Origin of the sequence: Pseudomonas alvandae (genome assembly GCF_019141525.1) — a bacterium.
Taxonomy (GTDB): Bacteria; Pseudomonadota; Gammaproteobacteria; order Pseudomonadales; family Pseudomonadaceae; genus Aquipseudomonas; species Aquipseudomonas alvandae.
Map to the genome: position 1 here is coordinate 726,073 of NZ_CP077080.1, position 13,663 is coordinate 739,735.

The following is a 13,663-nucleotide window of genomic DNA, read 5'->3' on the forward strand; positions in this document are numbered from 1 at the left end:
TGCGCCTGAAGAGTTTGATGAGGTTTTAACAATGGCTGAACGTCTGAATAACGACTTCCAGTTCATCGATGTCGGGCGCAAGGATCCGAAGAAGAAACTGTTGCGTCAACGCAAGAAAGAGTTCGTGGAAATCTACGAGCCTTTCAAACCCCAGCAATCGGCCGACCAGGCCCACCGCTGCCTGGGTTGCGGTAACCCGTATTGCGAATGGAAGTGCCCGGTTCACAACTTCATTCCCAACTGGCTGAAGCTGGTGGCCGAGGGCAACATCCTCCAGGCCGCCGAGCTGTCCCACCAGACCAACACCCTGCCGGAAGTCTGCGGCCGGGTGTGTCCGCAGGATCGCCTGTGTGAAGGTGCTTGCACCCTCAACGACGGTTTCGGCGCGGTCACGATTGGTTCGGTGGAGAAATACATCACCGACACCGCGTTCGCCATGGGCTGGCGCCCGGACATGTCCAAGGTCAAGCCGACCGGCAAGCGCGTGGCGATCATCGGCGCGGGCCCGGCGGGTCTCGGTTGTGCCGATGTGCTGGTGCGTGGTGGCGTCACTCCGGTGGTGTTCGACAAGAACCCGGAAATCGGTGGCCTGCTGACCTTTGGCATCCCCGAGTTCAAGCTGGAAAAGACCGTGCTGAGCAATCGTCGCGAAGTCTTCACCGGCATGGGCATCGAGTTCCGCCTGAACACCGAGGTGGGCAGGGACGTGACCATGGAGCAACTGCTCGAAGAGTACGATGCGGTCTTCATGGGCATGGGCACCTACACCTACATGAAGGGCGGCTTTGCCGGTGAGGACCTGCCGGGCGTCTACGACGCGCTGGACTTCCTGATCGCCAACGTCAACCGCAACCTGGGCTTTGAAAAGTCGCCGGAAGATTTCGTCGACATGAAAGGCAAGAAGGTCGTAGTACTCGGCGGTGGCGACACGGCGATGGACTGCAACCGCACGTCGATTCGCCAGGGCGCCAAGTCGGTGACCTGCGCCTACCGTCGTGACGAAGCGAACATGCCCGGCTCGCGCAAAGAGGTGAAGAACGCCAAGGAAGAAGGCGTGAAGTTCCTCTACAACCGCCAGCCGATCGCCATCGTCGGTGAAGACAAGGTCGAAGGCGTGAAGGTGGTCGAGACCCGTCTCGGCGAGCCGGACGCCCGTGGTCGCCGCAGCCCTGAGCCGATCCCCGGCTCCGAAGAGATCATCCCGGCCGACGCCGTGGTCATCGCCTTCGGCTTCCGTCCGAGCCCGGCGCCGTGGTTCGAGCAGTTCAGCATCCAGACTGACAGCCAGGGCCGCGTCGTCGCCCCGGAACAAGGCCAGTACAAGCACCAGACCAGCAACCCGAAGATCTTCGCCGGCGGCGACATGGTCCGGGGTTCCGACCTGGTGGTGACAGCGATCTTCGAAGGCCGCAATGCGGCGGAAGGGATCCTGGATTACCTGCAAGTCTGATCACTTCCTGATGCTGGAATGCGATCAAAATGTGGGAGCGAGCTTGCTCGCGATAGCGGTGAATCAGTCGACGAATATGTTGAATGTGACGCCCTCATCGCGAGCAAGCTCGCTCCCACAATTGTTTTGCGGTGTTGCGAAAGTTGTGTTGCACCGCGACAAATTGCCCCGATAGATAAAAGGCACGGCTCTTGCCGTGCCTTTTGCGTCGCGCTCTGAGAAAATGCCCGCACTTTTTTTCCGGATGCCGACATGACTGCCCTGAAGAACGACCGTTTCCTTCGCGCCCTGCTCAAGCAACCTGTAGACGTCACCCCCGTGTGGATGATGCGCCAGGCCGGTCGCTATCTGCCGGAATACCGCGCCAGCCGCGCCAAGGCCGGTGACTTCATGAGCCTGTGCATGAACCCGCAGTTCGCCTGCGAAGTCACGATGCAGCCGCTGGACCGCTATCCTCAACTGGACGCGGCGATCCTGTTCTCCGACATCCTCACCATTCCCGACGCCATGGGCCAAGGCCTGTACTTCGAGACCGGCGAAGGCCCGCGTTTCAAGAAAGTGGTCAGCACCCTGGCCGACATCGAAGCGCTGCCGATTCCCGATCCGCAGAAGGACCTGGGCTATGTCATGGACGCGGTCAGCACCATTCGCCGTGAATTGAACGGTCGCGTTCCGTTGATCGGTTTTTCCGGCAGCCCGTGGACACTCGCGACTTACATGGTCGAAGGCGGCTCGTCCAAGGACTTCCGCAAGACCAAGGCGATGCTCTACGACAATCCGCAAGCCATGCACCTGCTGCTGGACAAGCTGGCGCAGTCGGTCACGTCCTACCTCAACGGCCAGATCATGGCCGGTGCGCAAGCGGTGCAGATCTTTGATACCTGGGGCGGCAACCTGTCGGCGGCGGCGTATCAGGAATTCTCCCTGGCCTACATGCGCAAGATCGTCAGCGGCCTGATCCGCGAACACGAAGGTCGTAAAGTGCCGGTGATCCTGTTCACCAAGAACGGTGGGCTGTGGCTGGAAAGCATCGCCGATGCCGGTGCCGACGCCCTGGGCCTGGACTGGACCTGCGACATCGGCAACGCTCGCGAGCGCGTCGGCCACAAGGTTGCGTTGCAAGGCAACATGGACCCAACGGTGCTCTACGCCAAGCCTGAAGCGATCCGTGCTGAAGTCGGGCGTATCCTGGCCAGTTACGGCAAGGGCACCGGCCATGTGTTCAACCTTGGCCATGGCATCACGCCGGAAGTCGATCCGGAACACGCCGGCGCTTTCCTGCGAGCGGTGCATGAATTGTCGGCGCAGTACCACGATTGACGCGTAGCGGGAGCGAGCCAACTCGCTCCCGCTATTGTTCCACCCGTCTCAGGCTTTTATCTCGCCCAGCGGTGGCAACTTGGCCAGCTTCAGCGCGATCAATAGGGCGATGATCAGCAGCGAGCCGATGAACAGCCCGGTTCCGTTCCAACCACCCAAGTGCCACGCCACGCCCCCCGCCGTACCGGCGACACTCGAGCCGGCGTAATAGCTGAACAAGTACAACGACGAAGCCTGTCCCTTTGCCTTGAGCGCACGCCGGCCAATCCAGCTGCTGGCGACCGAGTGTGCGCCGAAGAAACCGAAGGTGAATATCAACATGCCGATGATCACCAGCCAGAGCGGCGTGAACAGGGTCAGGACAAGGCCCGCCAACATCAGCGCGATGGTCGCCCAAAGCATTTTCCGGCGCCCGAGCTTGTCGGCCATGGCGCCGACTTTCGCCGAACTGTAGATGCCCGACAGATAGACGACTGATAAAAGCCCGACAAATGCCTGATCCAGCTGATAAGGCGCGGCCAGCAGGCGGTAGCCGATGTAATTGAACAGCGTCACGAACGCGCCCATCAGCACGAAGGCTTCAAGAAACAACAGCGGCAACCCAGCGTCGCGAAAGTGCATGATGAACCCGTCCAGCAAGCTGCGCGGATGCAGCGACCGGGGACGGAAATTGCGCGACTCGGGGAGGATCCGCCAGAACACCGCTGCCGCGATCAGCGACAGGCCGCCTATCACCAGCATCGCGGTGTGCCAGCTGACAAAGTCGATCAACACCCCGGTGATCAGGCGCCCGCTCATGCCGCCGATGGCGTTGCCGGCGATATACAGCCCCATCGCCAGGCCAATGTGCTTGGGATGGATTTCTTCGCTCAGATACGTCATCGCGACCGCCGCCAAACCGCTCAACGACAGCCCGACCAAGGCGCGCAACAGCAACACGCCGTGCCAGGTCGGCATCATCGCGCTGGCAATCGTGCACACCGACGCAGCGAACAGCGCCGCGACCATCACCGACTTGCGGCCGATGCGGTCGGAAATCGGACCGGTGATCAACAAGCCGACGGCGAGCAGGCCGGTCGCCACCGACAGGATCAGGCTGCTTTGCGCGGCGTTGATGGAAAACTCGTGGGACAACAACGGCATCATCGGTTGCACGCAATAGAGCAGGGCAAACGTCGCAAAGCCACCGCAGAACAGCGCCAGCACCGTGCGCATGAACATCGGCGTGCCCTTCTCGATGTAGATGTCCTTCAATTCGGCGACGACATCATCCTGCGCACGGGGAGGGATTTCATGGGCGAGTGGGGCGACAGCAGTTTTCACGGTGGACCTCGGAGGAGCACGGCCAGGCAGGCAATGAAAAAAGCATATAGCCGGCTAATGATTCTATCCAATATATTGTTCGACCTATTTAAGACGTTGAACGACCTACTGGGGTTTCCATGGAACTGCGGCATCTGCGCTACTTCATCGCCGTCGCCGAAGAACTGCACTTCGGCCGCGCCGCACTCGCCCTGGGCATTTCCCAGCCGCCTTTGAGCCAGCAGATCCAGGCGCTGGAGCAAGAGATTGGCGCACGGCTGTTCGATCGCACCAATCGTCGGGTCGAACTGAGTGAGGCCGGGCGGCTTTTCCTGGAAGAGGCGCGGCGGGTATTGGCCCAGGTCGACAAGGCCGCCGATGTGGCCCGCCGTGCTCAGTTGGGGGAACTGGGCGAGCTGAAGATCGGCTTTACCTCCTCGGCGCCTTTCAACTCCACTATCCCCCAAGCGATTTTTACCTTTCGCCAACGCTTCCCCGCCGTGCACCTGAACCTGCGGGAAATGAGCAGCACCCAAGTGGCCGACGCGTTGATGGACGAAGTGATCGAGGTGGGCATCATGCGACCGTTGCCGTTGCCCGATTCACTGGTCGAAATCGAACTCAGCCGCGAACCGCTGGTGGCCGTGCTCAGCGCCAAGCATCCGCTGGCCCAGGGCAACGAAGACGGCCTGTTCCTTGCCGCGCTGGCCCAGGAGCCGTTCGTGTTCTTTCCGCGAAGCTACGGCAGCGGCCTCTACGCGCAACTCCTGAACCTGGCCCGCGACGCCGGCTTCAACCCGCACTTCGCCCAGGAAGCGGGAGAGGCCATGACCATCATCGGCCTGGTGGCAGCGGGGCTGGGCGTCTCGGTGTTGCCGGCGTCTTATCAGCGCATGCGTATCGATGGGGTGGTCTATCGACCGCTGCTCGACCCGGCGGCGGTATCGGCGGTGTGGCTGGTACAGCGCAAGGATCAGCGTTCGCCGATGGCGGCAGCGTTTGTGGCGTTGTTGACCGATGGTGATCAAGGCGTTACTTGCGCTTCCCAAGGCTGTTGAAGACGGATGACGTGACCCAAACTTGAGCGGGTGTAGCGTAGGGGCTACACTGCGCGACATGACGGAGATCATTCGAAGCTCTACCTTTTCCGGCTGGCTCTCGAAGCTGGCTGATAGCCGTGCCAGGATGCGTATTCAGGTTCGAGTCGATCGTATGGCCGATGGGAATCTGGGTGACGTCAAAGCTTTAGGAGAAGGGTTGAGTGAGGCCCGTATCGATTACGGTCCGGGCTATCGAATTTATTTCATGCAGCAAGGCCGACAATTGATCATCCTTCTGTGTGGTGGTGACAAAAGCAGTCAAGCACGTGATATCAAGCAAGCCAGGCTGATCGCAAAATCCTGGCAGGAGCAAAACCCATGACCGAACAATTCACTCGCTGGGACTCTGCCGAGTACCTCAAGACCGAAGAGGACATGGCGAACTATTTGGATGCATGCATGGACGAGGCAGGAGATGACCCCGCATTCATTGCTAAAGCCCTAGGGACCATTGCACGAGCTCGTGGGATGACCCAGGTGGCCCGTGACGCGGGCCTCTCTCGGGAAAACCTTTATCGCGCCTTGTCAGGGGAAGGAAACCCTGAGTTCGGTACTATTTTGAAAGTTGTTAAAGCGTTGGGGCTGAAACTGCATGCCAGTACCTAATTAGGCAACATGAAAAACGACCAGCAGATTTGATTAAGAAGGGCGCCCAAAGGGACGCCCTTCTTTGTTCATGTCCCGCCATCAGACCCTGTGAAAACCTATTACCCGTCATTTTTTATCATCAGAAATGCCAGGATTGCGTCACGTGTCGCCTGCGTTTGTTCCTCCAGTACCCAATGGCCGGTATTGATCAATGTCAATGGGTGCGGTTGCGTTGCGATGTGCAGGGCCTGCTCGGCCAGGGTTTTTCCTCTTGAATGGTCCCCGCCGATGGTGAGCAGCGGAATCGTCAGTTTATTCTTGGCAAACTCCAGGTTGTCATTCGCGTCATTTTCTACCCAGGCTGCATAAAGCTTGAATGCTGCTTCCATGCGGCCGGGCCGGGAGTAGTCGTCTACCAGTGCCTGTCGCACTTCATCGGGCACTTTATCGTTGCCCTCGAATACAAAGTCATCAAAAAACATATCCAGGTAGGTTTTTTCGTGCCCTTTGATCATGCCAATGGCCGTTTTGCCAAAGAAGCGAAAATGCCATTTGCTGGCAATGCCGGCTGCGGGATCCCCGTTATAGGCAGATTCCCATCCAGGAATGCCCGGAATAAACCCATCCATTAATACGATGTGCCCGGTTTCATCCGGATAAAGCGCCCCGTAGGCGTAGGCAATGATCAAACCCATGTCATGACCAATGATATCGACCTGCTTGATGTTCAAGAGGGTGGCAAGTTCGTGCAGATCATGGGCCATGCTTTTTTTGTCGTAGCCACCAACTGAAATATCCGTTTCGCCAGCGCCGCGATAATCAGGAACGAGGGGGGTAAAACCGGCATGCACCAATGCGCCCATCAACGGCTCCCAGCTTCGCCAACTGCCCGGGAACCCATGCATCAACAATATCGGGCGCGTCCCATCACCGCCCATGAGGTAGTGGAGGCGAATACCGTTCACGGACACATAGGCGTGGGTAAATGTCGCGCCGTCGACAACGACGCTGTTTGGTTCCGCCGAAGACGCTGTTGCGTGTTTGGAAGACATGGCTGCGCGGCCCGACCAGGCTATTGTGTTGATCAATTTTTCATCCATGTTTGGAGCCAAGTTAATTTTATGGACTGCGAATCACAGCTCATGAGGTCGAACGGTTTGATCGAACGTCGACGCCTGGGAGCCTGAAGCTACCCCGAGCACTGTCGCTACTGTCAAAGTTGACAGTTCCGACAACAGGCAAAAGGTGCTGCTTCGATTGAGGACAGAAGAACGGCGGGAGGACGGGCGTTGCGCCAAGCTCCTTTCGACTGTAGGAAAACGCGCATTTCTAGTTAGGACACTTCCTATTCGTTCCAGATACCACGCCGTTGGGATTGCCATCCACCAGCGCTGCAACGTCTTATTCATCATTCCGAAAATCGTCCGGCTCAGCGCTCATTCCCGGCGCAAAGGAACGCAGCTGAAGCCCATGAATAAGGCCCCTGGAAATGCACTCGTCTTTGGATGCCCCTTACACCAACGAAATCTCCCAAGAGTCTCTTCGTCATCTGGATGACCTGTACTTGGAGCCCCGGCAACTGGAGGGCTATGGCGAAGACGTCGCGGCATTCGTGAGTCGACAAAAAGCCTTTGTCGAAGCTCATCCGCCAATCGCCATCTACCGAGTGGCCACCGAGGGCAGCCAGACGCGTGACGGCGGAACGATCCAGCAAGTGTCATCGTCGTTGACGTTCACCTTGGACAATGGCTGGAAAGTACGCGCCGCGCAGAAAGGCGATGAGGTGGTGTACGCCGATGGCAGCACCGCACGGATAATCACCGGCGCCGGGAAAAACAACAGCGACATTGCGCTGGTCGGCAGTCGCTTGAGCAATGGCGATGAGATCATTAATACGCTACAGAAACGTTTCATGATCATCGTGCGGGAGGGGGGGCCGACGGCGGAGGACTTTTTGCCTGCGCTTAGGTTGGCGGAGGTTTATTACCTGCATTCGCAGAGGCTGTAATCAATGAGGCGAGGAAAAGGGATCAGAGGAAGTTATGAGTTAGGAGTTGATGTTTCGAAGGGCGCCGTAAGGCGCCTTTTCTTTTCAAGTCGCCTGCGTCTGCAGACGTCGACCGACGACATCCAGCAAATCGCAACCTTCGCGCAATGAAACCACCAGCACGCGAGCTAATTCGCTATAGGCACCTCCTTCGAATGCCAGGTTTTCAAGAAACTGAGTGGCGGCGCGAATGCGGTCGGCCGCGGTTTCGTGCAAGACGTCCAGCGGTGCTTCAGTGTCGATCAATAACGAAGCGATGGTGCAATCGGTGCCGGTGACTGGCCTGTACCTTTTCATGACAAAACCCTCCTTGGGTTGATGAGTTAGCGTTGGTTGGTTGATGAAGCGTCCGGCAAGCCTATGGGCGGATCGAGGTTTTCCAGCGCGCGATTGACCAGCAACTCGCCCAGCTCCGTCAGTTGCTGGAGGGCCATCGCCATGCTGCGGTGCGCACCTTGCAGCTCGCCTGCAAGATCGGTGGACATGACGTTCAGGGAGGCGAGGGTTTCGCTGGCGTGGCAGAGCAAGGACTGGGTGTCGATGTTGGGGAGGATGGTGAAGAAATTGCTGGCGCCGGTGAGGCCTTGGGTCGTGTGGGAGGTTACCTTCTCCATGACGCGCTCCTTTTAATAGAACAGATCCAGTGATTGAAGTAAGAAGGCAACACTTTACGTAGGTTGGAGAAAAGTGAAAGTGTTATATGCGTGCTCTTTATATATTGATCAATATAATGAACATATGCTTAGTAAAATGATTATTCTTGGTCAATAAGTGAGCGCCCAGCGCGGCGAGAAGGTGCGTGGAGGGGTTAGGTTGGTACTCAGGCTGTTGCTTTCTTCCGTAGGATATTTCCTATGATTTACGTTTCTTCTTTTGCGGAAATATCAGTTAACGCTTTTTTGTCGCGAATCAATGGTGTTTACCTATGGTGGAGGAGATAGGATGTCCAGTTTTGTAAATGTCGCCTACACTGTCTATGAGGTTTATCGATTTTTTTGATGTTGGTAAGTTCATGTACAAAAAAGAAAAAGCGGAGATACTGAAGAATAACGTTAAGTATCTGATAAAGAGTCGTGGGGAGACGCAGATTTCTTTGTGCAATTCGAGCGGATTGACCCGAACCACGATCTATAACATCTTGGAAGGGAGGGTTGTGAATGTACAGCAAACCACTATTAGAAAAATTTCAGATTTTTTTGGCGTATCGTATAAAGAGATCGAGTCTGTAGATTTTGAAGAGCGAGAGATAATCGAGAGCAGCGTTTCGCTGCATGGAAACATGAATCCCGCAGCAGTCCCTGTAATAAAGGAAAGTCAGATACTTCATTGTCTCAATAAGAAAATCGGGGAGTTGGTAACAGTGTATCCATTGACTTATTATTTCGGTTCGGCCAGTAATTTGATCGGAGTACTTTTGGAGAATAATATTGAAGGTGCATATGAGTCAGGTGATTTGTTGGTCGTGAGAAAAGGTGACTTAAGCAGCGCAGCAGAAAAATTGATCTGGAAGCAGTCAACAAAACAGTTTCAGATTGTCACTGGATATTTATCTAGCTCTGACGCAACTCTGGTCATTGGAGAGGTGGTTGAGGAACGGTTTAATGGTCGATAATCGTGAGGCTGAGAATAGTAAGTACAAGCTTGTAGGCTTTGAAAATAGTAAAAATTTAGCCATCGTAATGGTGATTTCCACCGGTAGGGTAATAAAGCTCAAACTGGCGAAGCTTGTAAAAAGCGAAATTATGGATGATTTGACCAAGGCAGAAGTAAGAGAGATTTATAGAAAGTTTTACTCAGGTGGCGCCACATTGTCCGCTTATGAGATGGGCGATCGTCATGAGCGGTCATGGTTGGTCTACTTGGCTCTGAGCTTTATGCTGTTTGCGTTATATGTGCTTGCCAATATTTCTGCAGCGAAGCTTATATACATAGAGCAGTTCGATGTTGTAATCACGCTTGGCATTTTCTTGTATCCTTTGACCTTCCTTGTCGTTGATATACTAAATGAATATTATGGTCTCAGGCTGGCTAAGAAATCCATATGGTTTGTGTGTGTAGGTAACGTATTCATATTGGTGGCATTAAGTGTGACCAGCTGGTTTCCCGGCCTATCAAGCTGGCAGCTTGACTCATCCTATGAAAGGGTTGTGGCACATGTGTCGTCGGTTTTGCTGGCCTCGTCTGTTTCTTTTGTCATTTCAGAGTATGTAAATTCATATTTGCTTAGCAAAATAAAAAAGCTTACAAGTTCAAGATATTTGTTTTTGCGAGTGCTGCTCAGTACCTGTTTTGCGGTTGTTATAGATAGCTTTCTTTTTTGCTTCATCGCGTTTTACGGGTCATTGACCAATGACGAAATACTGAAAATAGTCTACGTGCAAATAGCCATAAAAATGTGCTTTGCTGTTTTTAATGTATTCCCGGCTTATGCTGCCAGATCGCTATTCAAAAGGTACGTTGTCGAGGCTCAACCTGCTTAAAAAGGTGGCTGTCAATTTGACAGCCACCGGTTTTTAGAGATTTTTTTGGTTTATTTTATTTGTTAACGCGTTGATAACCCTTTCTCTATTTTCAGTAAAAGCCTTCAGCCCCCCTGCACGAAGACTGCAAGCATCACATCCCCCACATCCACTGCCCACAACCCCGTTATAACAAGTCAGCGTACGGTTCATCACCAACTCCAGCTGGTCGTAATAATCCGCCAAGGCCCAAGTCTCTGCTTTATTCAGCCACATCAACGGTGTCTCGATGCGCAGTTTGTAATCCATGCCGGTTTCAATCGCGATGTTCATGGCTTTGACAAAACTGTCCCGACAATCCGGATACCCTGAAAAATCCGTCTCGCACACACCGGTGATCACCGCTTCAGCACCCACCTGATAGGCATAGATCGACGCCAACGTCAGAAACAGGATATTGCGACCCGGCACGAATGTATTAGGCGGGCCGTCCTTGCTGCTGTTCGCCGACGGAACCGGAATGTTGTCCCGAGTCAGGCTACTGACCGCCAGCTCGTTCAATAACGTGGTGTCCAGGACCTTATGGGCCGTCACGCCAAAATGCTTGGCGAGGTCCTTCGCCACTTCAATCTCGGCGCGATGGCGTTGGCCGTAATCGAAAGTAATGCAGTGGATTTCGTCGTACTGGGGTAATGCGTGGATCAGGCAGGTGGTGGAATCCTGACCACCGCTGAATACGATCACGGCTTTCTTGGTCACTTCGTTCATCCTTGGCATTCCCGGTTTGTGGTTGGGATGTGACCGTAGCGCGAAGTTCAAGGGTTTTGGTGTGGGAAATTTCGGAAATTAGGTGTTCCGCTTTCCGAGTTTTGCTTGCAGCCTCGTAGGGTCAAGGTTGAGTGCAAGGACGCTGGTCAGCACGGTGGCCGCCCCGACGATGACCATTGCCGACGGACGTTCGGCGAGGATCATCGAGGCCATCAGCATGGCGGTCGGAGGGGTCAGGTAAAGCGCCATGGAGGCTCGGCTCACGTCGCTGTGTGCCAGGACGTAGGCCCAGGCAAGGTACGCCAGCGCGCTGGGAAAGATGCCCAGCATCAGCACGGCCAAATTCACCGAAGTGGGGGCTTGTCTTGCCTCGTCCAGCAGCCCAGGCGCGAATACGAATAACAGGGCGGTGCCCGACCAGACGGTGTAACAGACCATGGTCAAGCCGTCGTAACGATGGCAATGGCGTTTTTGCAGGGCGAAATACAAGCTCCAGGATAATGCTGCCAGGAGGATCAGCAGCCCATGAGCGTTTATCTGACCCAAACCAAGATCTTCCATGACCACTACGGCAGCACCCGCCAACCCCAACAGCACGCACATCCACTGCCACGCATTGACGCTGTTCTTGAAGGCGAAATGCGCCAGTAGCGCACTGAACAATGGTGTGGATTGGGCCAGGACACTGGCGGCGCCAGCGCTGACACCTCGCTGCCCGTAGTTGAGGGCGATGTGATGCAGGCTGACGGCGAAAAAACCCAGCAGGGCGAGCAATGGCAGGTCCTTCACTCGAGGCAGGCCGATGCCCTTGACCGAGGCCAATACGGCCATAAACGTCGAGGCGATGAGAAATCTAATCAAGGCCAGGTGGCCGGGTTCGTAGGCCTGGAGACCGATGCGAATGCCAATCGGGGAATAGGCCCAGCACACAATGACGAACGTTGCTGCCAGGGTCACCTTTACGCCCGATCGTTCCGAACCTTTGTTGAGCATCAGCGGCGTCTTCATCCAAGTGCATGTCTCGGAGTATCGAAAACGCGGCTTATCACCACAAGTGACTTAAACTCAGTCAATCATTCACTTTGGGTGAGCTATGGAACTGTCCCAACTGCGCATGGTGAAAGCGGTCTGCGACACCGGCAGCATTGCGCGTGCCGCTGAAACGCTGCACTGCGTTCCGTCCAATGTCACCGCCCGCCTCAAGTCGCTGGAGCGAGAGCTGGGCACGTCGTTGTTTTTCCGCGACGGACGTGGGGTGCGAGTCAGCCCGGCGGGACAGATATTCCTGGAATATGCGACGAGAATCCTCAGCCTGACGGAAGAGGCTCGCCGCGCAATCGCACCCTCCAACGCTCCCAGTGGACCGTTGCGTATTGGGGCGATCGAGTCCAGCGCCACCGGGCGCCTGCCCCAGTTGTTGGCTAAATATCACGCGCAGTACCCGCAGGTGTCGCTGGAACTGAGCACGGGGACCTGGGCTCAGTTGCTGGAGGATATCCGGCAGCACCGGCTCGACGCTGCGATTGTCGCGGTTGACGTGGAGCGGCCCGGGCTGAAGCGAGCGGTGATGTACCGTGAGGATCTGGTGCTCATTGCAGCCGATTCCCTTGGCCCGCTGCGCAGTGCGGCGGATTTGCAAGGCCAGGCGATTTTCATGTGGCCTGTCGGCTGTCCGTACCGCCTGGCACTGGAGCAGTGGTTGCTGCGCCACGGTCAGGTTCAGCCGATCATCAGTATCGCCAGCTATGGCGCTATCGTTGGCTGTGTCAGCGCTGGGGCGGGTGTTTCGCTGGTTCCCAGGGGGATCTATGAGCAGTATCGCCAGGGGGCGGGTTGGACGGGGTACGAATTTCCGGAATTGGCAGGGGTAGACAATCTGTTTTATTGGCATGAAAACGCGGGTCGGCATCCTGCCAGGGAGGCGTTTTTGGCGATGTTGGAGAGGGAGTTTGAAGGGGGTGTGGTTAGCTAGGTTGCTGGGGCCGCTGCGCAGCCCAGCGGGAGCAAGCTCCCTCGCCACGGGGCGATACCTGTGGGAGCGAGCTTGCTCGCGATAGCGGTGGGTCAGTGCCGGTGATGCTGCATGTACTGACGCAATCGCGAGCAAGCTCGCTCCCACAGTGGATTTATCTATGTAAGCCCCAAAATCCAGCTACTGCACCTTCGCCAAATCGCCTTTCAACGCGACGCCGGCCATGATTGCCCCGGCGTGGCACTCATAGGTAGTCGGGTCCTTGCGTTCGTTGCTCTTGTAGAAGCTGACGATGTTGGTGACGGCGTTGGCGCCGGCGTTCTTGGCGGCTTGGTGCAGGCTGATCAGTGCCGATTGCAGCACCCATTCGCAGGCCACTTCGTCGGACTTGTTGAAGGCGTTGGTTTTCTTGTTGGTCACCGCGCCTGGGCTGACCACGGTGACGTTGCCGGCCGGTTTGTTGCCGGCCAGGTAGAACTTCACGCTGCCGTCGATCTTGCCGGTGCGGATGGCTTCGGCGACGACTTTATCGAACGGCAGGAACAGCGCGGTATCACGGGCCTGGCTGAGGCTTGGCAGGGTGCCGAGCAACAGGGCGGCGGTCACAGCGATTTTCTTCAACGGCATCATGGTCTCCTTGACCAGGGGATTTACGGG

Annotated in this window: 15 protein-coding genes and 1 pseudogene; 9 read left to right on the forward strand and 7 right to left on the reverse strand. The window is 56.0% G+C overall.

The window, feature by feature from the left end; all coding sequences use genetic code 11:
• The first annotated feature begins 31 nt into the window (after positions 1 to 31).
• A complete protein-coding gene (locus KSS97_RS03195; RefSeq protein ID WP_024779900.1) occupies positions 32 to 1,450 on the forward strand; it encodes an FAD-dependent oxidoreductase in 1,419 nt (472 codons plus the stop codon).
• A 252-nt stretch (positions 1,451 to 1,702) separates the two neighbouring features.
• A complete protein-coding gene (gene hemE, locus KSS97_RS03200; RefSeq protein ID WP_030140982.1) occupies positions 1,703 to 2,770 on the forward strand; it encodes a uroporphyrinogen decarboxylase in 1,068 nt (355 codons plus the stop codon).
• Positions 2,771 to 2,818: 48 nt separating this feature from the next.
• Here the strand turns inward: hemE and KSS97_RS03205 are convergent, their stop codons facing one another.
• The gene (locus tag KSS97_RS03205; protein ID WP_437127925.1) at positions 2,819 to 4,060 is read right to left on the reverse strand and encodes an MFS transporter; all 1,242 of its coding nucleotides are present in this window, start codon (positions 4,058 to 4,060) and stop codon (positions 2,819 to 2,821) included.
• Between the two features lie 152 nt (positions 4,061 to 4,212).
• Between KSS97_RS03205 and KSS97_RS03210 the strand changes: the two genes are divergently transcribed.
• From KSS97_RS03210 to KSS97_RS03220, 3 genes are read left to right on the forward strand one after another with little or no spacing between them, the layout of a single operon-like run.
• The gene (locus KSS97_RS03210) at positions 4,213 to 5,130 is read left to right on the forward strand and encodes a LysR family transcriptional regulator (RefSeq protein ID WP_217861078.1); all 918 of its coding nucleotides are present in this window, start codon (positions 4,213 to 4,215) and stop codon (positions 5,128 to 5,130) included.
• A gap of 58 nt (positions 5,131 to 5,188) precedes the next feature.
• Positions 5,189 to 5,494, forward strand: a complete 306-nt coding sequence (locus tag KSS97_RS03215) for a type II toxin-antitoxin system RelE/ParE family toxin (RefSeq protein WP_030140979.1) — start codon at positions 5,189 to 5,191, stop codon at positions 5,492 to 5,494.
• Complete coding sequence (locus KSS97_RS03220) at positions 5,491 to 5,778, forward strand: addiction module antidote protein (RefSeq protein WP_030140978.1); 288 nt, start codon at positions 5,491 to 5,493, stop codon at positions 5,776 to 5,778. The genes KSS97_RS03215 and KSS97_RS03220 overlap by 4 nt, the downstream gene beginning before the upstream one ends.
• 101 nt (positions 5,779 to 5,879) lie before the next feature.
• Here the strand turns inward: KSS97_RS03220 and KSS97_RS03225 are convergent, their stop codons facing one another.
• A complete protein-coding gene (locus KSS97_RS03225; RefSeq protein WP_225936084.1) occupies positions 5,880 to 6,860 on the reverse strand; it encodes an alpha/beta fold hydrolase in 981 nt (326 codons plus the stop codon).
• A gap of 389 nt (positions 6,861 to 7,249) precedes the next feature.
• On the opposite strand from KSS97_RS03225, the gene KSS97_RS03230 reads away from it, so the two are divergent.
• Complete coding sequence (locus KSS97_RS03230; RefSeq protein WP_217861079.1) at positions 7,250 to 7,768, forward strand: hypothetical protein; 519 nt, start codon at positions 7,250 to 7,252, stop codon at positions 7,766 to 7,768.
• Between the two features lie 84 nt (positions 7,769 to 7,852).
• On the opposite strand, the gene KSS97_RS03235 is transcribed toward KSS97_RS03230, so the two are convergent.
• Together KSS97_RS03235 and KSS97_RS03240 are read right to left on the reverse strand one after the other, a co-directional pair.
• Positions 7,853 to 8,104 (reverse strand): hypothetical protein, encoded by a 252-nt coding sequence (locus KSS97_RS03235; RefSeq protein WP_030140975.1) that lies wholly within the window; start codon positions 8,102 to 8,104, stop codon positions 7,853 to 7,855.
• Positions 8,105 to 8,130: 26 nt separating this feature from the next.
• A pseudogene (locus KSS97_RS03240) lies at positions 8,131 to 8,376 on the reverse strand (DUF6124 family protein); the annotation flags it as partial.
• A 443-nt stretch (positions 8,377 to 8,819) separates the two neighbouring features.
• Between KSS97_RS03240 and KSS97_RS03245 the strand changes: the two are divergent.
• Both KSS97_RS03245 and KSS97_RS03250 read left to right on the forward strand, forming a co-directional pair.
• On the forward strand, positions 8,820 to 9,419 hold the full coding sequence (locus tag KSS97_RS03245) for a helix-turn-helix transcriptional regulator (protein WP_217861081.1): 600 nt from the start codon (positions 8,820 to 8,822) through the stop codon (positions 9,417 to 9,419).
• Positions 9,409 to 10,287, forward strand: a complete 879-nt coding sequence (locus tag KSS97_RS03250; protein WP_217861082.1) for a queuosine precursor transporter — start codon at positions 9,409 to 9,411, stop codon at positions 10,285 to 10,287. Before KSS97_RS03245 ends, KSS97_RS03250 begins: the two co-directional genes overlap by 11 nt.
• 33 nt (positions 10,288 to 10,320) lie before the next feature.
• Here the strand turns inward: KSS97_RS03250 and queC are convergent, their stop codons facing one another.
• Both queC and KSS97_RS03260 read right to left on the reverse strand, forming a co-directional pair.
• A complete protein-coding gene (gene queC, locus KSS97_RS03255; protein WP_217861958.1) occupies positions 10,321 to 11,025 on the reverse strand; it encodes a 7-cyano-7-deazaguanine synthase QueC in 705 nt (234 codons plus the stop codon).
• An 87-nt stretch (positions 11,026 to 11,112) separates the two neighbouring features.
• Positions 11,113 to 12,042, reverse strand: a complete 930-nt coding sequence (locus KSS97_RS03260; RefSeq protein WP_217861083.1) for a DMT family transporter — start codon at positions 12,040 to 12,042, stop codon at positions 11,113 to 11,115.
• Between the two features lie 85 nt (positions 12,043 to 12,127).
• Between KSS97_RS03260 and KSS97_RS03265 the strand changes: the two genes are divergently transcribed.
• Positions 12,128 to 13,006, forward strand: a complete 879-nt coding sequence (locus tag KSS97_RS03265; RefSeq protein ID WP_217861084.1) for a LysR family transcriptional regulator — start codon at positions 12,128 to 12,130, stop codon at positions 13,004 to 13,006.
• Positions 13,007 to 13,186: 180 nt separating this feature from the next.
• On the opposite strand, the gene KSS97_RS03270 is transcribed toward KSS97_RS03265, so the two are convergent.
• Positions 13,187 to 13,633 carry a hypothetical protein gene (locus tag KSS97_RS03270; RefSeq protein ID WP_030140968.1) on the reverse strand — a complete coding sequence of 149 codons (447 nt, stop codon included), beginning with the start codon at positions 13,631 to 13,633 and terminating at the stop codon, positions 13,187 to 13,189.
• Positions 13,634 to 13,663: the final 30 nt, after the last annotated feature.

What these genes read in the sequence shown, in the direction of transcription:
- KSS97_RS03220 (WP_030140978.1), top strand. Translation starts at nt 5,491, where the DNA reads ATGACCGAACAATTCACTCGCTGGGACTCTGCCGAGTACCTCAAGACC.
- KSS97_RS03235 (WP_030140975.1), bottom strand. Translation starts at nt 8,104, where the DNA reads ATGAAAAGGTACAGGCCAGTCACCGGCACCGATTGCACCATCGCTTCG.
- KSS97_RS03225 (WP_225936084.1), bottom strand. Translation starts at nt 6,860, where the DNA reads ATGGATGAAAAATTGATCAACACAATAGCCTGGTCGGGCCGCGCAGCC.
- KSS97_RS03270 (WP_030140968.1), bottom strand. Translation starts at nt 13,633, where the DNA reads ATGCCGTTGAAGAAAATCGCTGTGACCGCCGCCCTGTTGCTCGGCACC.
- hemE (WP_030140982.1), top strand. Translation starts at nt 1,703, where the DNA reads ATGACTGCCCTGAAGAACGACCGTTTCCTTCGCGCCCTGCTCAAGCAA.
- KSS97_RS03230 (WP_217861079.1), top strand. Translation starts at nt 7,250, where the DNA reads ATGCACTCGTCTTTGGATGCCCCTTACACCAACGAAATCTCCCAAGAG.
- KSS97_RS03195 (WP_024779900.1), top strand. Translation starts at nt 32, where the DNA reads ATGGCTGAACGTCTGAATAACGACTTCCAGTTCATCGATGTCGGGCGC.
- KSS97_RS03215 (WP_030140979.1), top strand. Translation starts at nt 5,189, where the DNA reads ATGACGGAGATCATTCGAAGCTCTACCTTTTCCGGCTGGCTCTCGAAG.
- KSS97_RS03250 (WP_217861082.1), top strand. Translation starts at nt 9,409, where the DNA reads ATGGTCGATAATCGTGAGGCTGAGAATAGTAAGTACAAGCTTGTAGGC.
- KSS97_RS03265 (WP_217861084.1), top strand. Translation starts at nt 12,128, where the DNA reads ATGGAACTGTCCCAACTGCGCATGGTGAAAGCGGTCTGCGACACCGGC.
- KSS97_RS03260 (WP_217861083.1), bottom strand. Translation starts at nt 12,042, where the DNA reads ATGAAGACGCCGCTGATGCTCAACAAAGGTTCGGAACGATCGGGCGTA.
- KSS97_RS03245 (WP_217861081.1), top strand. Translation starts at nt 8,820, where the DNA reads ATGTACAAAAAAGAAAAAGCGGAGATACTGAAGAATAACGTTAAGTAT.
- KSS97_RS03210 (WP_217861078.1), top strand. Translation starts at nt 4,213, where the DNA reads ATGGAACTGCGGCATCTGCGCTACTTCATCGCCGTCGCCGAAGAACTG.